The 17,016-nt window shown below is 29.8% G+C and carries 24 protein-coding genes; 13 read left to right on the top strand and 11 right to left on the bottom strand.

What is annotated here, in order from left to right; genetic code table 11:
- Positions 1-6: 6 nt before the first annotated feature.
- On the bottom strand, positions 7-891 hold the full coding sequence (locus DFR85_RS17140) for an NAD(P)/FAD-dependent oxidoreductase (protein ID WP_110269335.1): 885 nt from the start codon (positions 889-891) through the stop codon (positions 7-9).
- A gap of 59 nt (positions 892-950) precedes the next feature.
- Here DFR85_RS17140 and trxA point away from each other — a divergent pair, with 59 nt between their 5' ends.
- Positions 951-1,379, top strand: a complete 429-nt coding sequence (trxA, locus tag DFR85_RS17145; protein WP_110269336.1) for a thioredoxin — start codon at positions 951-953, stop codon at positions 1,377-1,379.
- 5 nt (positions 1,380-1,384) lie between these two features.
- Positions 1,385-2,023 (top strand): hypothetical protein, encoded by a 639-nt coding sequence (locus tag DFR85_RS17150; protein ID WP_110271739.1) that lies wholly within the window; start codon positions 1,385-1,387, stop codon positions 2,021-2,023.
- On the opposite strand, the gene DFR85_RS17155 is transcribed toward DFR85_RS17150, so the two are convergent.
- Positions 2,000-3,160, bottom strand: coding sequence for an NAD(P)/FAD-dependent oxidoreductase (locus tag DFR85_RS17155; RefSeq protein WP_110269337.1), 1,161 nt, complete (start codon positions 3,158-3,160; stop codon positions 2,000-2,002). The two genes, DFR85_RS17150 and DFR85_RS17155, sit on opposite strands and share 24 nt — an antisense overlap.
- Before the next feature lie 22 nt (positions 3,161-3,182).
- The gene (locus DFR85_RS17160; RefSeq protein ID WP_110269338.1) at positions 3,183-3,692 is read right to left on the bottom strand and encodes a DUF84 family protein; all 510 of its coding nucleotides are present in this window, start codon (positions 3,690-3,692) and stop codon (positions 3,183-3,185) included.
- Positions 3,693-3,720: 28 nt separating this feature from the next.
- Between DFR85_RS17160 and DFR85_RS17165 the strand changes: the two genes are divergently transcribed.
- A complete protein-coding gene (locus DFR85_RS17165) occupies positions 3,721-4,587 on the top strand; it encodes an MqnA/MqnD/SBP family protein (protein WP_110269339.1) in 867 nt (288 codons plus the stop codon).
- On the opposite strand, the gene DFR85_RS17170 is transcribed toward DFR85_RS17165, so the two are convergent.
- Both DFR85_RS17170 and DFR85_RS17175 read right to left on the bottom strand, forming a co-directional pair.
- Entirely contained in the window at positions 4,584-5,303 is a 720-nt protein-coding gene (locus DFR85_RS17170; RefSeq protein ID WP_110269340.1) for a hypothetical protein, read from the bottom strand. The genes DFR85_RS17165 and DFR85_RS17170 overlap by 4 nt on opposite strands.
- Positions 5,245-6,162, bottom strand: coding sequence for a cation efflux transmembrane domain-containing protein (locus DFR85_RS17175; protein WP_110269341.1), 918 nt, complete (start codon positions 6,160-6,162; stop codon positions 5,245-5,247). The genes DFR85_RS17170 and DFR85_RS17175 overlap by 59 nt, the downstream gene beginning before the upstream one ends.
- A gap of 319 nt (positions 6,163-6,481) precedes the next feature.
- Between DFR85_RS17175 and DFR85_RS17180 the strand changes: the two genes are divergently transcribed.
- Both DFR85_RS17180 and DFR85_RS17185 read left to right on the top strand, forming a co-directional pair.
- Positions 6,482-6,625: a hypothetical protein gene (locus tag DFR85_RS17180; RefSeq protein WP_168367096.1), complete on the top strand. Its 144-nt coding sequence runs from the start codon at positions 6,482-6,484 to the stop codon at positions 6,623-6,625.
- A 55-nt stretch (positions 6,626-6,680) separates the two neighbouring features.
- On the top strand, positions 6,681-7,262 hold the full coding sequence (locus DFR85_RS17185; RefSeq protein WP_110269342.1) for a hypothetical protein: 582 nt from the start codon (positions 6,681-6,683) through the stop codon (positions 7,260-7,262).
- Here DFR85_RS17185 and DFR85_RS17190 read toward each other — a convergent pair.
- On the bottom strand, positions 7,248-7,907 hold the full coding sequence (locus tag DFR85_RS17190; RefSeq protein ID WP_110269343.1) for a 16S rRNA methyltransferase: 660 nt from the start codon (positions 7,905-7,907) through the stop codon (positions 7,248-7,250). The two genes, DFR85_RS17185 and DFR85_RS17190, sit on opposite strands and share 15 nt — an antisense overlap.
- Positions 7,908-7,959: 52 nt before the next feature.
- On the opposite strand from DFR85_RS17190, the gene DFR85_RS17195 reads away from it, so the two are divergent.
- From DFR85_RS17195 to DFR85_RS17205, 3 genes are read left to right on the top strand one after another with little or no spacing between them, the layout of a single operon-like run.
- A complete protein-coding gene (locus DFR85_RS17195; protein ID WP_110269344.1) occupies positions 7,960-8,301 on the top strand; it encodes a ribonuclease P protein component 4 in 342 nt (113 codons plus the stop codon).
- Entirely contained in the window at positions 8,228-8,479 is a 252-nt protein-coding gene (locus tag DFR85_RS17200) for a YhbY family RNA-binding protein (RefSeq protein WP_110269345.1), read from the top strand. Before DFR85_RS17195 ends, DFR85_RS17200 begins: the two co-directional genes overlap by 74 nt.
- On the top strand, positions 8,466-8,957 hold the full coding sequence (locus DFR85_RS17205) for a DUF371 domain-containing protein (protein WP_110269346.1): 492 nt from the start codon (positions 8,466-8,468) through the stop codon (positions 8,955-8,957). The genes DFR85_RS17200 and DFR85_RS17205 overlap by 14 nt, the downstream gene beginning before the upstream one ends.
- Here DFR85_RS17205 and DFR85_RS17210 read toward each other — a convergent pair.
- Both DFR85_RS17210 and DFR85_RS17215 read right to left on the bottom strand, forming a co-directional pair.
- Complete coding sequence (locus DFR85_RS17210) at positions 8,859-9,653, bottom strand: class I SAM-dependent methyltransferase (RefSeq protein WP_432417926.1); 795 nt, start codon at positions 9,651-9,653, stop codon at positions 8,859-8,861. The genes DFR85_RS17205 and DFR85_RS17210 overlap by 99 nt on opposite strands.
- Before the next feature lie 107 nt (positions 9,654-9,760).
- Positions 9,761-10,762: an NAD(P)/FAD-dependent oxidoreductase gene (locus tag DFR85_RS17215; protein WP_110271740.1), complete on the bottom strand. Its 1,002-nt coding sequence runs from the start codon at positions 10,760-10,762 to the stop codon at positions 9,761-9,763.
- Between the two features lie 163 nt (positions 10,763-10,925).
- Between DFR85_RS17215 and DFR85_RS17220 the strand changes: the two genes are divergently transcribed.
- Positions 10,926-11,279: a hypothetical protein gene (locus DFR85_RS17220; protein ID WP_246252965.1), complete on the top strand. Its 354-nt coding sequence runs from the start codon at positions 10,926-10,928 to the stop codon at positions 11,277-11,279.
- On the opposite strand, the gene DFR85_RS17225 is transcribed toward DFR85_RS17220, so the two are convergent.
- On the bottom strand, positions 11,251-12,318 hold the full coding sequence (locus tag DFR85_RS17225) for an MFS transporter (RefSeq protein ID WP_110269348.1): 1,068 nt from the start codon (positions 12,316-12,318) through the stop codon (positions 11,251-11,253). The two genes, DFR85_RS17220 and DFR85_RS17225, sit on opposite strands and share 29 nt — an antisense overlap.
- Positions 12,319-12,376: 58 nt before the next feature.
- On the opposite strand from DFR85_RS17225, the gene DFR85_RS17230 reads away from it, so the two are divergent.
- The 4 genes from DFR85_RS17230 to DFR85_RS17245 all read left to right on the top strand — a co-directional run bounded on the left by DFR85_RS17230 (position 12,377) and on the right by DFR85_RS17245 (position 15,699).
- The gene (locus tag DFR85_RS17230; protein ID WP_110269349.1) at positions 12,377-13,126 is read left to right on the top strand and encodes an NAD(+)/NADH kinase; all 750 of its coding nucleotides are present in this window, start codon (positions 12,377-12,379) and stop codon (positions 13,124-13,126) included.
- Positions 13,107-13,595, top strand: a complete 489-nt coding sequence (locus DFR85_RS17235) for an NOB1 family endonuclease (RefSeq protein WP_110269350.1) — start codon at positions 13,107-13,109, stop codon at positions 13,593-13,595. The genes DFR85_RS17230 and DFR85_RS17235 overlap by 20 nt, the downstream gene beginning before the upstream one ends.
- Positions 13,596-13,660: 65 nt before the next feature.
- Positions 13,661-14,545 carry a hypothetical protein gene (locus tag DFR85_RS17240; protein WP_110269351.1) on the top strand — a complete coding sequence of 295 codons (885 nt, stop codon included), beginning with the start codon at positions 13,661-13,663 and terminating at the stop codon, positions 14,543-14,545.
- 29 nt (positions 14,546-14,574) lie between these two features.
- Positions 14,575-15,699 (top strand): aminotransferase class V-fold PLP-dependent enzyme, encoded by a 1,125-nt coding sequence (locus DFR85_RS17245; RefSeq protein WP_110269352.1) that lies wholly within the window; start codon positions 14,575-14,577, stop codon positions 15,697-15,699.
- Here DFR85_RS17245 and nadA read toward each other — a convergent pair.
- A complete protein-coding gene (gene nadA / locus DFR85_RS17250; RefSeq protein ID WP_110269353.1) occupies positions 15,656-16,594 on the bottom strand; it encodes a quinolinate synthase NadA in 939 nt (312 codons plus the stop codon). The genes DFR85_RS17245 and nadA overlap by 44 nt on opposite strands.
- Positions 16,595-16,612: 18 nt before the next feature.
- On the bottom strand, positions 16,613-16,981 hold the full coding sequence (locus tag DFR85_RS17255) for a hypothetical protein (protein ID WP_110269354.1): 369 nt from the start codon (positions 16,979-16,981) through the stop codon (positions 16,613-16,615).
- Positions 16,982-17,016: the final 35 nt, after the last annotated feature.

Consider the following 17,016-nt stretch of genomic DNA (forward strand, 5'->3'; position numbering starts at 1 on the left):
TCCCAACTATAATAGATCTTTTACTTGGCTTATTAGAATTGGAGCTAATGCAAAACCAAATTTATAGCCTGTTACCAGAACTGTATTATCAAATATTTTTTTAATAATAGGATCGCCATTATCAGAAATAGTCCTAAAACCTACTTTTATTGAAAATTTATGTGTATCTATTGGTAAAACTTCTCCAATTTTTTGTACACTCTTATTAACTTCATCATAGTTTATGTTTTTGGTAGTATCATTATTTGAATCCCCATTAATGTAAAGATTATTTCCTTCTACGGCTATTCTGTCTTTATAAATTAATATTCCATTTAATCCAACTTTATTTAGAATTAAAAGATGACCCTTGTATAAATTTATATTTATGTTAGACAATAAAGACTTAGTTTTATATCCAGTAGTTAATATAATATTTTTGGCCGAAATTTCACCATTTGTAGTAAGTATACTTTTAACGTTATTGTTACTAATTCTAAGTTCTTTTACTCTAGTTATATACAGCTTAACTTTTTCTGAGAGTTTATCTATAAGCTCGTTTCCTTCAACAAAAAATCCATTATCATAATATTCTGCATTATCTAAATTTAGATTAGGCTCAATTCTACTTAGTTCAGTCTTATCTATCTCCTTTCCACCTATTTTATTATCTGAATATCTTATTATGTGAGTCCTTTTACAATAAACATGAAAATTATCACATAATTCACTATAATATTTCTCAGCATCAATACACTGATTATAGAATTTTCCACATAGTGGTGGAATTATACTCCAAAGACTAGCTCTCGAATTACCAGAATTATCATCTATCACAATAGTATTCCCGCCTATATAATAGGCTGCTAGTAATCCAGTGATTCCCCCACCAATAATTGCAAAGTCATACATATAGCTATCTTTAATTTTTCCAATATAAACTTTTTAAACATCAAATCATAGTATAAATTATGAGCAGCGATTACGATCCTGAACTTGATAAGCTCTTAAAGGAAAAACTTAAACAGATGGTTAGCGAGAATAATAATATGCAAGAAAATAAACCAGAAAAAACAGAAGAAGAGCCAGTAGCTCATTTAAATTCAAACAACTTTGACTCATTCGTAAAATCTCACAAGGTAGCTGTTGTAGATTTTTGGGCTGAATGGTGTGCTCCATGTTTAATGCTAGCACCAATAATTGAGGAATTAGCTAAAGATTATCCGCAAGTAGGATTTGGCAAGCTTAACTCTGATGAGAGTCAAGATATAGCAGCCAGATATGGTGTAATGAGTTTACCAACAGTGTTATTTTTCAAAAATGGAGAACCTGTAGATGAGGTAATAGGCGCTGTTCCAAGGGAAGAAATAGAAATTAGGTTAAAACAACTCATTGAGTGAGAAAAATGAAACCACTTTTATTGGGAATAGATGGACTTAGCTATTCTAGCTTTATGAAATGTAACCCTAGATATCTTTTAGCATTATTTAGTAGTACATTTAGAGGAGTTGTAGTTAATAGAAGTCCTCAGCATCCTGCCTCATCTTGGATGTCTATCTTGCAAATGCAAGATGTAAGAGGAAATGAATTCTATAAAAGTTTGGAAGAAACACCATTATTGATAAAAGAAACTAATGCAGTAGCTATCAATTTACCTATAACTAACCCAACTTATGGAGAAGTAAACTTACCATATGGAGATGGACTTTCAGCTAAAGATGAGATAAATAAAGTAGTAGAAGCAGTATTAGAAGAACTAGAAGACAGACCAGTAATAGCTAGTATTACAGCTCTAGATAGATTACTGCATGTTAATAAGGAAAATAAGTGCGAAATATATAAAGAACTAGATGATGCAGTAAAGAAACTTATAAATAAGGCTGATGATTTTATAGTATTCTCTCCATATGGGGAGCCAAAATCGAGTAGTTTTTGTGACCACGAAGATTACGGTGTCTATTTATCTACAGTACCTAGACCCAATGAACATGATGTTGTAAAACTACCAGAAATCGGCATGCTATTTAAAAGAATAGTTAAATGATAAAGCTGCGTGATATGATACATCAAAAGCTCTATTTACTAAAAATCTAGAGTATAATTTTTTAGCATTCAGATAAATTTTGCCAAAATCTAATATAATTTTAGTTGTATTATTGTTTTTATCAAATCTTAAGATACCTCCATCGTCTCCACCAATCATCATACAAAGGATACCTTGTGAGTAATAAGGTAAGTCTATTCCTTTTACTTCGTGTAATAAAGTTGATACTGCATTTTCAGCAGAAATCATAGCACCTCTAGCTGTTTTAGAAGGTACCATACTCTTAGCTGAGTCTCCTAGTCCAAATATATTCTTAAAATTGATGTGTTTAAAAGTCGGTATAGAAACATTAATAAAATTAGAACTATCAGTTAAATTAGCAGATTTTACTATATCGGGAGCGCTTAAAGTAGGCAAAACAGACTTTATATCAGCGTATATTTCTGTATTATCGGAAAAGATTACTTTATCTTTTCTAATTTCCTTAACGCTTTTGCCTTTTAGAATCTTTATACCCCTTTTTTCGAAATATTTATTTGCAGCCTCTGATATCCAAGTTTCTGGTATAGGACCGAAAACTCCTTTTGGACTTTGAGTAGATAAATAAACTTCTCCCTTTATTCCTTTTTTCCTCATTAAATACTCTGCTATTAACGCTACTTGATACGATGGACCTTCTATAGGACTATTTTGTGAGTTACCCACAAAGACCCTAACTCCATCTTCCATTTTATCTAAAGCGTTTTTAAGACCTAGAAAACCTTCTAATGTATGATGCATAAAAGCAAATTCATGACCAGGAATTTTACTAAAGTTTTCTTCATATGCACCTCCTAACGCTATAAATAAAATATCATAGTCGAATTTGCCTACTGATGTTTTAATTTCATTTGATTCAGGAAAAATTCCGTTAATATCAGCTTCTACAAAATTTATTTTCCTTTTTGATGCCTCCTTATATGCATCAAATTCTGTATCCTCTATCTTAACATCATCAGTTAGTAAAGCTGGAAATATTGTATTCTCCTTTACAATTCTCGACTTTGATATTATGGATATATCAAAGTCTGTAAATTTTCTTAGTTTATAGGCAGCAGTTAAACCAGCGTATCCAGCTCCAAGTATTAAGATTTTCATATGCTCTGTAGATACTTATAAATTAATCAATACTGTTATAAAACGGGTATAAAGCCATTATAACAGGATCTACATAAAGTCTAGTTCTATCTATATATTTTGTAAGAATGCCTACTGCACCTGATTTATGTTTAGAATCATGGGTAGAAAAAGCTAAATCTGTTGCACTGCCCAGTTCAATTCCTCTATATATTAACTCGGCAATTTTAGCTGGTAATGTAAAAGAAGCAGATTTAGCAAAGTTCTCTTTACCATTCTTATTAACAGCGTAAACTACAGCAAAAGCGACTAGCCTATTCTTTTCAACACATATTCCTCCTTCTATTCCGATCCCTAAATCTGCATGAGCCTCTAAAAGTGATCGTATAGCTCTGTTTCTGGCTCCTACAAAAGTTTCATCGCAAAATGGTTGATTAGATACTCCTGAACTTACAGAAACTGCTACTAAATCATATTCTAATCCTATAATTTGAAGAGCACTCTTAACTGCGTTAATTTTAGTAGGATTAGTACTGCCTATCGAAACTAACATTTTTAATCCTGCTTAATTTCTTTTAATCATGGTAACAATAAAAGTTGGTGCATTAGCAGATTCAGGCGATTTATATCCGTTTATACCCCTAATAGAAGACATAATAAAGCCAAGTGGATTTAATTTAGAAATAGAAGTAATTCCTACAGTACAAGAAGTTAATGAGAAAGTATTAAAACATGAGGTTGATGTATCAGTACCTTCTGCTGCAATGTACCCATATATTCAAGAAGATTATTACATCTTGGGTAATGCAGTAGCTTCTGCTGTAGATGGTATAACCGGTATGCCTATTTTAGCTGTAAATGAAATGAGCATAAACGATCTAAAGAAAGCTAGGCTAATTGTACACGGACAAAATACTAGCGCATTTACACTTTACAGACTGTTAATTGGGAAATACGGTAAATTAGTTATAATAAAGAGAGTTTTAGACGAAATTAAAGGTTTGGGAAAAGAAGGTGATGTCTTAGTAGCAGTTCATGAAATAAAAATGATGTACACTATGAAGAAACTAGGTATAAAGCCGTTTGTAATAAGTAGTATGTGGGATTTATGGAAGAATATTTCTAATAATTCTCCAATGCCTATGGGAATGGTAGTAATAAATAAGGACCTCGGAAAAGATCTGGCTATGAAGTTTAAAGAAACGTATGAGCAAAGCAAGAAATATGCTGAGAAACATTTAAATGAAATAATACCAAAGGATATAGAAATAATGAAGAATGCACAAGGTGCGAACTTAGACAGTGAAATTGTGGAAAAAACTATTTGGGCAGATATTCAAGAATATAATGTACCTACAGATAAAGTAATAGACGGTATGCGGAAGTTTTATGAGTTAACTGCAGAAAAAGGTATATTACCAAAAGTAATTAAACTAGACGTAATTTAAATAACGCCATTAAAATAGTAAGGTTTTCTAAGAGTAAATAGAATATCAATATATTGTCTCATTTCTTTCAAAAGTTCTAAAATAAATAACAAATCTTTATCTGAAATTAAAAGCTCTATTATGAAGAGGTTATTAGATTCTAAATCTAGAGAAATAGAATATCTTATAAATGGTATATACTCTAATCTTTCTCTGACCTCTTTTTCAGTAGTAAAAACATCAATAACATAGTCTCTTTTTCCATAATCTATTATAAATCCACTTATAAGGCCATAATTTAATGACGTTTTAAGAATATCGTTAAAAGAGTAAAAAGATCTTAACGAAGAATATAGAAGTGGTTCTGCATTATCTTCATATTGTATAAATGGCTTTATTCCTTCGGCTTTAATGTCCATATGTAAATCCCATTCATCTGTAATAAAGTCATAAGCTTCTGGTATTCCTGAGTAGTTTATGAATTCATTTACTTTTAATCCTTCTCTAGATATAGACAGACAAAAATCTTCCCTAAGATTTTTCCTTATTAATGACTTATCATTTAGATTTAATTTAAATATTCCAAAACTTGGTATAGGCGTAAAATATAGATTATTAATTTTTAATAATTCGTTTTCTATATTTTTCTTACTATCTCTAATTACATTTGAAATAATATCAAGATTTGGACCTAACGACCGCATTAGCTTTATTATCGTTACTAGTTTTGGATACATTTGACTTTATATCTATTTTTAAAGTATTTTTAACTTTTTGAGGAACTATCTTCACGTCTACTAATGCTACAGAATCAAAAGAATACACAATTCTACTAATCTTTTTCCTTATTCTATAAACTTTTCTTAGTTCAGTTCTAGAAGGCATAGTGACTACTACATAAACCATGAAAAACGAGCCCAATCGTCTTACATACACGTTAGAGACATTTATGCCAAATCCCTTCAAAATAGTGTATATTCTATCTTTAATTGGACAATCGCAACTAGCTCCTATTAAAGATAAAATAGCTTCTTTCACTTGCCTTATTGTATCTGCTAATATAAATCCAATTATACTCAAGATAACGGCCATATTGAAATAAAAGTTTTGAGATAGTATAGCAATACCACCTATTATTTCCATAAGCATGTCAAGCTTGCTATGAACCAAATCTGTTCTTACTATTTCTATCCATCGGTATTTTCGTTCCATGTAATATATAATTAACGTTATTATCGATGAACCCCAGATAATTGACGCTAGCCAATCTGGAACATCATAACTAGCATGTAATCCTTGGAATAAATAAGTCATAGAAAGAAATACTATAATTGCAGACGACATTAATATTGCTAGGCTTTCCAGATTATATAATCCCCATGGAAATCTTTTACTTTTTCTATATATTATCTTTAGTAATACTGAAAATAATATTGCACTTGTTGCGTCAATGAAACCGTGATACGAATCGACTACTAATAACGAAGAAGAATATTTTTCACCAAAATATATTTCCAAAACGGATATAGGAAAAATTAATATACCAGAAACTAAAAATATTCTAGATGCGGAATTTAACTTGGATAAAGGAAGCAATTCTCATCACTCTCCACTATATATATGAGCAAAATCTATTTAAAAATCTCGCTATCTATATAGATTAAAATATTTTTTAGGAATTTTTATAGATATATCAAACTGAACTTTGCTTCTATATTCAATAATTGATTAATAGTTTTGTAGTATTTTGAACCACTTAATAGTTTTAAAATAAGTCTATTCTCTAATATCAATAAACAATAAATTAGCATCTTATGGTTTTTGTAAACATAGCCTTTAGTTCCTTATTTCCACAAAGACAAAAGCGGAAATAAAGAAAGTTAAATTTATAATTAATTTATAATTAATGATGTATATGGCAGAAGACAAAAAGCAAGAAATAAATAGTTTCAGTGATTTAATAAAGTCATTATTTAAAGATTGCAATTGGTATTTAGGAGGATTTATTATTGCTTTAATATTATTTATAATATTTGATCTAGCAGTATATCATCCATAAACTAAAATAAGAAGATTTTTTTATATACTAATGTATTCACATTTGTGGGATTTAGTTGGCAAGAGTTAACATAGCTGCAGATGCCGAATTAATAAAGGAACTTGAAAAAGAAGTAAAAAGTAGAGGATATACTATATTTGCGGTAACGAATATAGCATTAAAGGCTATATTAGAATTACTTAAAAGTGGGGAAGACTCTACTACATTACAAAACTTGGTAGAGATGTATAAAATTACTAAAGATCTAGATATAATTCCCATTCCGTCATGGTATATAGAAAATTTAGTAAAGTTAGCTTATGAAAAGGATAGTAAATCTTTTCAAGATATATGCGATGGTACTGGAGAGCAACTATCTTCATATCTAAAGTCTAGAGCATCAAGTTTTGAAGATTTACTCAATTTATATTCCGAAATAAGAGGTGTATTACCTATAAAGGACATAAACGTTAAGAAAGGATCAGGAGATTCTATAGATATAAGATTAACTGGAACAGGATTCAATATAGAATCTACTTTATGCGCAGGAAGAGTATTCAAAAAAATTTTAGAAGCATATTCATTTGAGGTTATTGAAATGACTACATCACCAGGAGGAATAATATTCGTTAAAGCAAAATATTCAAGGCCAACCTAATATTTCATTGCATGCCGAAATTAGTCTACAAATTGTTTGTTGAGTTTCTAAAACATATGAGCTAATCGAATAGATAAAACTAGCATAATCCAGAACCTCTTTAGAAAATTCTCCGTGAGGGAACGCACCTATACCTACAATTTTATCTTCAGTAATATCGTTACATATTTTTTCTGGTTTAATTTTTTTACCATTTTCGCTTAATAATATAATATTATATTTTTTTGCTATATCCTTTAATTGTAAACTAGTAACTTCCATTAAAGGATTATCTGAATTAGGTGGAACTTTACCCATTGTTAATAATTGTTCCATTAGACTGACAAATCGATCATAATTTTTTGGCGGTCTCATATTGTTATTAACCTTTATAATTTTTGAATCGATAGTATGAATATAAAAATCTCCCTTGATATTAGACTCACTTAAGAACATGATCATAGCTAAATGTACTATGTCAGGCCGACCTCTTTTTTCTGAATTAGGAAGATTTTTCATGGCAAAATAATGTAATGAAACGTCCAATAATACTTCGCAAGGTTTTTTATTTCTTTTCTTTGCGTTGTTTATAACGCTAGGATGATTCCTAATTACCTTTGGTACAAGTTCTAATGAAGAATCAAGCAAAATAAGATTAAGCTTCACTTTAGGTTAACCAAGCTTAAGAGTTAAAAGTTAAAAATAAATCTTATTATTAATGAAAAAATTGGTCGAATCTAGATCACTAGATCTTATAGACATGGCAGTAGATTTAGTATATGAAGGAGAAATTGATTTAGCTAGAGAATATATCAAATTAGCTAGAGAATATTCGGCTAAGGGAAAAATTAAGTTACCTATAGAGTATAAAAGAAAATTTTGTAGACGTTGTAATGTTCCCCTAGTCCCCGGTATTACAGAAAGAAGAAGAATAAGAAGAAAGGTTTTAATTAGAACGTGCTTAATATGTGGTTGGATAAGAAGATATGAACTCAGAGAAAATAAAACAAATAAGAGCTCAGAATGCAGAAGTGAGAATAGGGAAAAACGGAATCACTGAAGGAATAATAAACGAGATTAAGAGAAGATTAAAAGATCATGAAGTAATAAAGATAAAAATAGGAAGCAAGGATAAAAATAGGAAAGAGATTGCACTAAAAATAGCCGAATTAGCAAACGCAAAACTTATTGAAGTTAGGGGATACACATTTATATTGAGCAAGATTGATAGCGATTGATTTCCTAAAGATAAGGGGACATAAGAACGTAAAAGGTACTCATAAAACTACTCTAGAATTTACAAAAGATACTTATCTAACCCCAAGAGGGGATTGTATAATAGGAATATATGCAGACAAAGGCGTGAATGATTTAAAAGACGATATAAAGAGAATGATTAAGAATGAAGGTTTTATCTATATTGTAATTAATGTCTGTGGAATATTCGATATTATTTCAGCTAGAGGTTCATCAAAACTCACGTTAAGTAATAAAAACAAGATGATAATAAGAAAATCTAGTTTCATTTCAGATGCAACTTTAGCTATAAACTCCAATAAATCCGCGTTTGATATAAAAAGGGAAATAATAAAAGGTCTTCAAAATGAACATAATGGTTTAGTTTATATTGTTACATCTGATATACCCCTTAAAAATGAAGAGATTCTTGGAATAGTCATTAATTTTAATCCATTTGAAAGCATTAAGACGTGCTAGCTCATTTTCATCACTCAGAATATAAATTTCCAAGATTTCTTTAGTTACTCTACATAGCTCTTGAATAAAATCTTTTATCATAGTAGGGTTATCACCATAAACCCTATTGAATACTTTATCTCTAAATGGTAAAAATCTTGCATCATAATTTATTATATCTATATTATATATTTTATTTATTTGCAAAGATTCTTTAAGTAATAACAACCCATCAATGTTAAGATCTCCTGCTATTATATATACATCTTTCTTAGCCAAATTCAGCGATATAGCACCATAGCCAGCAAATGCGTCAAGTATTTTCTCGTTATCATTGACCTCTTTTCTTATGTTTAATCTCTCATTAGCTAATGATGGATTAACATAAACTTTTGAAATATCTACGACGAACTTTACTCCATTCTCCTTGTATATAGTCTTTGTCTTATATTCTCCTCCTATAAATTCTATGTCATTGATCCTTAATTCACCCTTTACTTTTTTTCTCAAAAAAACTGATTTAACGTTCTTATTTATGGACAATATAGCTGTTAAAAGTTGATTAAAGTCAATTTTTTGATTTTTTACATTTACCAATGCTATGTCACCTATGATATAATAGCTAGAAGCATTGTCAATTATATCATGTAGTCTAGGTGTTTTTCTCTTAGGCGAAGGATTACATTCGACTATTTCAATTGATTTATCTGCAGACATTATTGGAATCAATATATACTCATCATCAAAAATAAATGAAAAATTATTATCAACATTTAGCTTAGATTTTATCTTATCAAATTCCCGTCTTTTTATTTTAGCGCACATCATGGTTTCTTAAACTTATCCATTTCTGAACTATGACCTGCAAATACTGATGCATTAGGATCTATATATTTTTTAGCTACGCTTGTGGCTATAGCAACTTGACCGAATCCGACAGCTATTAATGCTAACTTTGGTGCACCTTCTACTTGTGCAATATCTCCAGAAGCATATATACCAGGTAAATTAGTTTCCATTTTCGTATTAGTTAATATATCTCTCCCTTTCATATTTATCCCCCATTTAGGAATATTTCCAAGATCTCCTTTATGTCCTATACTAATTATTACGGCATCTACATCAATAGTTTTCTCGTCTTTTGTTCTATTGTCAAATATTGTAGCTTGAGTAACTCTTTGGCCATCTCCCTTAACTTCCTTTAATTCATGCCATGTATAGACTTTAGCTACTTGGTAAAGTTCTTTTACACTTCTCTCATGAGCTCTAAATTGATCTCTTCTATGTATTAGGGTAACAGACTTAGCTACCGGAGCCAAAGTCAATGCCCAATCTACTGCTGAATCTCCTCCACCTACAATTAGGATATTTTTACCTTCGAAATCTTTTTTCCTTCTTACGGTATAATATACTCCTTTGTTTTCATATTCTAATTCACCTTTAGCTCCTAATCTACTAGGAGATAATCTACCTAGACCTATAGCTAGTAAAACTGTTTTAGTTTTAAATTGATTTCCCTTATCAGTCTTTATTACATACATTCCGTCACTAGTTTTATCTAGAATATCAGCCCACTCTTTTGTTCTTATATCTGGAGAAAACATTTTTGCTTGTTCAACTAACTTTATTGCTAAATCGTAAGCGAGAATTCCTGGATATCCGCCTACATCGTAAACTATTTTTTCTGGATACAAAGTAACTAATTGTCCTCCTAACTCGTCTTGAGAATCTATTAATAAAACTTTCATGTCTCTTAAAGTAGCATAAAATGCTCCAAAGAGTCCTACTGGACCTCCACCGACTATTATCATATCGTATTCTGACATAGCTATCACTTAGACTCATTTATTTAAAATATTTAAACTTTGCTAAAAGAGTAATGAGAATTCTGAGAAAATTATTTAGTTTTTATGATAAAAACCACATAAATTATTGAAAATAATAACATAAAATTTTATAGCTAGATATCCGATAAGATGTTGAACTATTGTGATTTCAGAAATAACACTACTTTTATTGCCATTTATTTTTTTATGGGGTCTATGGCTAAGGTTCTATAGAAAAATAATAAGTGAAGGCCTAGCATTTCCTGGCAGTGATTATAAAGAAGAAAAGATCAAAATAAAGCCTAATAGTTCAGTAATTCTTCAAGTTAAAGGAAAATGTACCATTCTTGTCAACAGTATGACTGGATGGGCTACAATAAGAATTAATAATGGAGCAAAGCAAAAAATATATAAAATTAGATTAATAAATATTGATGGCAAATTAGAAATAATAAACGAAAGTAAAATATTTCCTTTAGATATTATAGTTAGATGCTCATACTTAACTTACGAATAAGAAATAACGGAATTATAGATATTAAGACTAAAATAATCCAAGAATAAAATCCTGTAAAAGTAGCTAATGGATCGAGCCACGTTCCTAATACTATATTTAGAGAATTAACTTCTGCTAAGCCTATTCCTGTATTAGCTCCTTTAGCTTCAACAGCTACCATAGAATACATTATAGATATTGCAAGTTCGTTAAATATTCCAAGAATTATAATTCCTATTATGAAAAACTTAGTATATAATAATAAACTTGGAAATATTCCTGCAAGAGAAGCTAATATTAATCCCCTTAATTTGCCAATCTTATCTCCTATAAATCCTAATAATCCTCCAATAAATGATGAAAACAATAGTAAGGATGTTATTTCGCCACTTTCTATAGCACTTAAGTGCAGAAAATTAAACGCAAAATTGGGAAAAAGTTCGCCTATAGCATAATATATTCCCCAAACTCCTGAAGTAGATAGCCCTAAATATAATATGTTCCTATTTCTTATTGTTTTCCAGGTTGGTTTTACATTTGGTAATTTTACATTAATAAAAAGGGAAATCAAAGTTAATAATGAAAGCAATAAACTAGCATATGTAAAACTTAAAACCTTATCAAAGAATATCCAATTTAATCCAACTATTCCGCCTATACTAAAAGCTGCATTATATAGGCCCATTATTCTACTTAAATTGTTTTTATTGAGCTCAGCTAAAATAGCTCCTCCACTGGAAAAAAACATAGAAGCACCTATTCCACCAACAAAATAAAAGATAAGTAATTGAAGAAATGTAATCGACAATCCAATAAACAAAGAAGAAATAGACATTATTAAAAGACCTAAACATAAAGTATTTCTTAAGCCTATTCTAGTTGATAGGTAAGCTGAAGGTACTTGCATTGTTCCAGATCCAATAAAAAACGCAAATGGAACGAAACCAGCTAAACTAGCTTGAATATTGAATTTATAAATTATATATGGTATATATGGAGCTAAGTAGAACCAGCTTATAGAATATATAACTCTCGCGATATATATTGACTTACCTTTCATAGAAGAGTTCTAACAAATAGAAGATTATTATAACTTGTGAATGAACTAAATTTTAAAAATGAAGATAAAAATAGTTAGAAAACCGTCAGTGCAGATAGAAGATATAGAGAATAAAATAAGAGATTTAGCAAAGAGTTTCGGTTATGAAATAACTGAGGAAGATCCAGATATAGTATTTGCGGTTGGAGGAGATGGAACGCTTTTAAGAGCTATAAAGTATGATAAGCCTATTATCACAGTTAAAGCTGGAAGAAGAGGTTTTTTAATGGACGTTAATCCAGAAAAATTAGAAGAAGTTTTCAAAAGATTATCAAACAATGACTATACTAAAGAAGAGTATATTCTTTTAGAGACTAATATTAATGGTATAAATGCAATAGCCTTTAACGAAATAGGAATACTCTACGATAAACCAGAGGCATTAAAAATAAATGTAAAGTTTCTAGACGAAAATATAATCTTTGAAGGAGACGGCGTATTAATTTCTACTCCACAAGGAACGAGTGCTTGGAGTTTTTCAATAAGTGGAAATTATGTTTACAACTTAAATGCACTAGAAATATGTCTTGTAAACCCCATATTAACATCATTAAAATCTATAATAATACCTCCGTTGAATGTTAAATTAAAACTAGAGAATAAAGGATATCCACAATTAGCTAGAGTTGTTGCTGATGGAGAAATAATAGCTAGAATAGAAGTAGGGAACGAGATAAATATATGGAAAAGCAATAAAAAAGCTAATATATATAGATTCTATGAAATAGACCCGATAAAGGGAATATTAAATGGAAAACGTGATATTTGACACAGCAGGTTTTTTAGCTGGTTTAGAAAATTATTTTGATAGAGTTTATACAACACCATTAGTTATGAATGAAGTGAAAGATTATGTATCTAGAAGCCTTTTAAGTCTTGCATCAAGTTCTGGAAAGATAATAATATTAGAACCAGAAAAAAGAAATATAGATATTACCAATAACACGTTAAGGAAAATAGGTGAGTATTCCTTATCTAAAACTGATATTTCCATTATAGCCTTAGCTTTACAATTACAGCCTTCAATAGTATTTACTGATGATTTCTCTGTACAGAACATACTATTAAAATTAGGAATTAAGTTCAACTCTGTAAAGCTAAATAGATCAATAAAATACGAGAGAGAATATTACTATGTTTGTGAAAATTGTGGAAAAGTGTATCAAAGGAAAAAGGAATCTTGCGATATCTGTGGTGGAAAAATAATAAAGAAATCTAAACTTGATAGTAAAAAATAGTTTACTTCGAGATTTTTATTATTCTACTAGATAAGCTTAACTTATAGAATAATTATTAATTAATCGTGCATCAAGCTAATATACTATTGCAAAAAGCCTTAAAGGTTGGTGGGAATCCTTATGCATTATCTAAACTTACTACTTTTACTGTTACTCAGATTAAAAATACTTTTAACTATTTAATTGTTAAATACGATTTCGCACTTTTTCCTCTAGTAATATCAGAAAATTTAGGATTAAGAAAGGCAGTTCTTATATGTAAAGATACAAAGATAAACATGGAAAATAGAAAGAACTTGTTTTTTCCTTTAGTAAATGTCTTCAGACACGATATCGAAAAAAACGAGTTTATTCTTACATTATACGTGAATAAAACTAGTTTAAATGAAGTAAGTAGTGCAATAGAGAAGTTAAATGCTAAAGGTTATGTAAATTGTAAACTTATCCTAGTGAAAAATGTTTTCAGATTCACAAGAGATCCTTTATGTTTCGACTTTGAAAAAGGTAAATGGATTTGTGAAGATAAAATTGTCATAATAAACAAGTATTTTAAAGTAAATCCTGATGCTGATGATATTAATTTAATAACGTCTATACAAAGAAATCCATATTTAAATTATATTAGAAATATTCACTGGAGACATATAAAATCTGTAATAAATGCTTTCATTTATACACTTGGAAGGTCAAATTTCATTTTAGATGTTTTCTCTAAAGAAGATATCTCTGATAAATTTCCTAATACGATTTGGACATTAAAAACTGATGAAATGTTCATATCTGAAATATATTGCTATGATGAGTTAGAAAAAATTATAGAAAAAGTAAAGAAATACTCGTCAGATTTTCTGATAGTACCTAAGACGCCCGGATATGCTGAAGGATACTCTATACCTTATGAAATTTTCAAGAAAAAGACATGGGAATTTCCAAAAATAGTTATAGAATAATTTAAAGGTTGTATCACACAACCTTTTTTATGATAGACAATTTTAGAGATCTAGTTCCTATAACAAAAAATTACATTTATTTAAATCATGCAGCAATTTCTCCTACGCCTTTACCTGTTCTTTTTGAAACATTTAATTACCTATATAATGTATCGCAAAACGGTACTTATACAGTAAATGAAGAAGAAAAAGATGAATTTTTACATATAAGAGAAAAAATTGCTAATTTAATTAATTCGTCTCCAAATGAGATCTCATTTATACCTAATACAAGTTATGGAGTTAATATAATAGCTAATGCATTAGATCTTAAACCTGGAGATAAAGTAATTACAGACAGCCTAGAGTTTCCTGCCACAGTATATCCTTTTCTTAAATTGAGAAAAAAAGGAATCAATGTTGATATAGTAAAAACTAATCCAGAAAATATTGAACAGGACATATTAACAAAAATAGATAATAATACTAAACTAATAAGTGTAAGTCATGTAAGTTTTAACACTGGTACAAAATTGGATATTAAAAAAATAGTATCTAAAGCGAAAAGCGTTAGCGCTTACGTTTTACTTGACATAATACAAAGTGCTGGTGCAATTAATGTTGACGTAAAAGACTTAGGTATAGATTTTGCTGTAGCTGGAGGATATAAATGGCTAATGGCACCTCAAGGTTCAGGATTTATTTATGTTAAAAACGGTTTAATAGACGATCCACCTTTTTACGGCTGGAAATCATCCAAAAATTACTTAGATTTTAATGCTACAGAATTCGAGCTAGAAAAAGGACCTAGGAGATTTGAAATAGGCACAATAGACGTTGCAGCTAACATTGGCTTAGGAAAATCTGCAGAGATTATATCACCTTATAAGAAGGACATAGAGAAAAAAGTATTAGAATTAAGTAAACTAGCTATAGACCTAGCAGAAGATAAGGATCTTGAAATAATAACTCCTAAAGAGAAAATATCTGGAATAGTAGTAATAAAATTACATAATCCTAAAAAAATAGCTGAAGAGTTAGCTCAAAAAAAGATTATAGTATCCCCACGGGGAGAAGGAATAAGAATATCGTCTCATTTTTACAATACGGACGATGAGATAAGGACTACTATTAATGAGATAGCAACTTCATTGTATTCTCAAAAGCACGTTTAGCCTTTTCGGCAACATCGTTAGGAACTTTTACTTCATATTTCTCGTTAACTAAAGAAGATTTTATCTTTTCTAAAGTTACCATTGCCATGTATGGACATCTGGCACATGCGCAAGTCTCCATAGACATAAAGGGATAAAATCTCTTATTTGGAACTTGTATTTGGAGTGCATTTAACATACCAATTTCTGTAGCAACTACAAATTCTTTGGATTCACTGTCCTTTGCATATTTTATCATTTGATTAGTAGAGCCAACAAAATCTGCAGCTTCTAAAATTTCTAAAGGAGATTCTGGATGTGCCATTAATTTTGCATTTGGATATTTTTTCCTAGCCAATGATACTAATTGCTTAGTATATGAAGCATGAACTAGACACCTACCATTAGGAGGAACTCTAATTAACTTCTTACCAGTTTTCTTTTCAACGTAGTTAGCTAAATTAGCGTCAGGACCAAATAAAACAACATCAGCATCTAATGATTTAACTACATTAATTGCCGTTGATGATGTAACTATATAGTCAGCTAAAGCTTTTGTATATATGCTTGTATTTATATATAATACAACAGGAGAATTGGGATACATTTTCTTATATTTTTTAAGAGTTTCTACATCTAGTGCGTCTGATAAACTACACCCAGCCATAGGGTCTGGAGATAATACTTTCTTGTCAGGATTTAATGCAGAAGCTTGTTCTGCCATAAAATATACACCGGCGAACACTATAATGTCAGCATTAGTTCTCATAGCTTTTACAGCCAGATCGTAGGAGTCTCCAGTAAAATCAGAAACTAAGTGAACTCCATATTCCATGTAATTATGTCCTAAAATTATTGCGTTTTTATCTTTTTTAAGTCTATTTATTTCAGTTATTAGATTTTCAATATTTGGCATTCTCGAACACATGTTCGATTATGCATTACTGCTTAAATACTTTTGTATTGAAAAATATAATTCTTCTAAATCTTCCATTATTCTTACTAACATACTATAAATTACTGCATCATCTATACTGAAAATATTAGCAATTATTTTTGAAATGTCTATTAATTCTTGTGCTAGAGATACCGAAATAATATTTCTCCTTAGTAATTCCCATATTATTTTAGAATCCTCGCTTTCATTAACTATCCTTGAAGCTTCTGTTATAACATCCCTATATAACGATAAAGAAGAATTCCTAACTTCATAATTTAATTCTTTATTTTCTGAAAATTCATCAAGAGACACTTTAGTACCCTTTTCAATATTTTTATATAGTAACCAAAATCTAGTGCTCACTTCGCCTTCCCTCTTATCCTAGCAATTAACCACAA

Source organism: Acidianus brierleyi (assembly GCF_003201835.2).
GTDB classification, from domain to species: domain Archaea; phylum Thermoproteota; class Thermoprotei_A; order Sulfolobales; family Sulfolobaceae; genus Aramenus; species Aramenus brierleyi.

Excerpts from the sequence above, each read along its gene's own strand:
- DFR85_RS17235 (WP_110269350.1), top strand. The coding sequence starts at position 13,107 with ATGGAAAACGTGATATTTGACACAGCAGGTTTTTTAGCTGGTTTAGAA.
- DFR85_RS17225 (WP_110269348.1), bottom strand. The coding sequence starts at position 12,318 with ATGAAAGGTAAGTCAATATATATCGCGAGAGTTATATATTCTATAAGC.
- DFR85_RS17150 (WP_110271739.1), top strand. The coding sequence starts at position 1,385 with ATGAAACCACTTTTATTGGGAATAGATGGACTTAGCTATTCTAGCTTT.
- DFR85_RS17155 (WP_110269337.1), bottom strand. The coding sequence starts at position 3,160 with ATGAAAATCTTAATACTTGGAGCTGGATACGCTGGTTTAACTGCTGCC.
- nadA (WP_110269353.1), bottom strand. The coding sequence starts at position 16,594 with ATGCCAAATATTGAAAATCTAATAACTGAAATAAATAGACTTAAAAAA.
- DFR85_RS17215 (WP_110271740.1), bottom strand. The coding sequence starts at position 10,762 with ATGTCAGAATACGATATGATAATAGTCGGTGGAGGTCCAGTAGGACTC.
- DFR85_RS17200 (WP_110269345.1), top strand. The coding sequence starts at position 8,228 with ATGAACTCAGAGAAAATAAAACAAATAAGAGCTCAGAATGCAGAAGTG.
- DFR85_RS17180 (WP_168367096.1), top strand. The coding sequence starts at position 6,482 with ATGGCAGAAGACAAAAAGCAAGAAATAAATAGTTTCAGTGATTTAATA.
- DFR85_RS17165 (WP_110269339.1), top strand. The coding sequence starts at position 3,721 with ATGGTAACAATAAAAGTTGGTGCATTAGCAGATTCAGGCGATTTATAT.
- DFR85_RS17230 (WP_110269349.1), top strand. The coding sequence starts at position 12,377 with ATGAAGATAAAAATAGTTAGAAAACCGTCAGTGCAGATAGAAGATATA.
- DFR85_RS17245 (WP_110269352.1), top strand. The coding sequence starts at position 14,575 with ATGATAGACAATTTTAGAGATCTAGTTCCTATAACAAAAAATTACATT.
- DFR85_RS17195 (WP_110269344.1), top strand. The coding sequence starts at position 7,960 with ATGAAAAAATTGGTCGAATCTAGATCACTAGATCTTATAGACATGGCA.
- DFR85_RS17170 (WP_110269340.1), bottom strand. The coding sequence starts at position 5,303 with ATGTATCCAAAACTAGTAACGATAATAAAGCTAATGCGGTCGTTAGGT.
- trxA (WP_110269336.1), top strand. The coding sequence starts at position 951 with ATGAGCAGCGATTACGATCCTGAACTTGATAAGCTCTTAAAGGAAAAA.
- DFR85_RS17160 (WP_110269338.1), bottom strand. The coding sequence starts at position 3,692 with ATGTTAGTTTCGATAGGCAGTACTAATCCTACTAAAATTAACGCAGTT.
- DFR85_RS17210 (WP_432417926.1), bottom strand. The coding sequence starts at position 9,653 with ATGTCTGCAGATAAATCAATTGAAATAGTCGAATGTAATCCTTCGCCT.
- DFR85_RS17140 (WP_110269335.1), bottom strand. The coding sequence starts at position 891 with ATGTATGACTTTGCAATTATTGGTGGGGGAATCACTGGATTACTAGCA.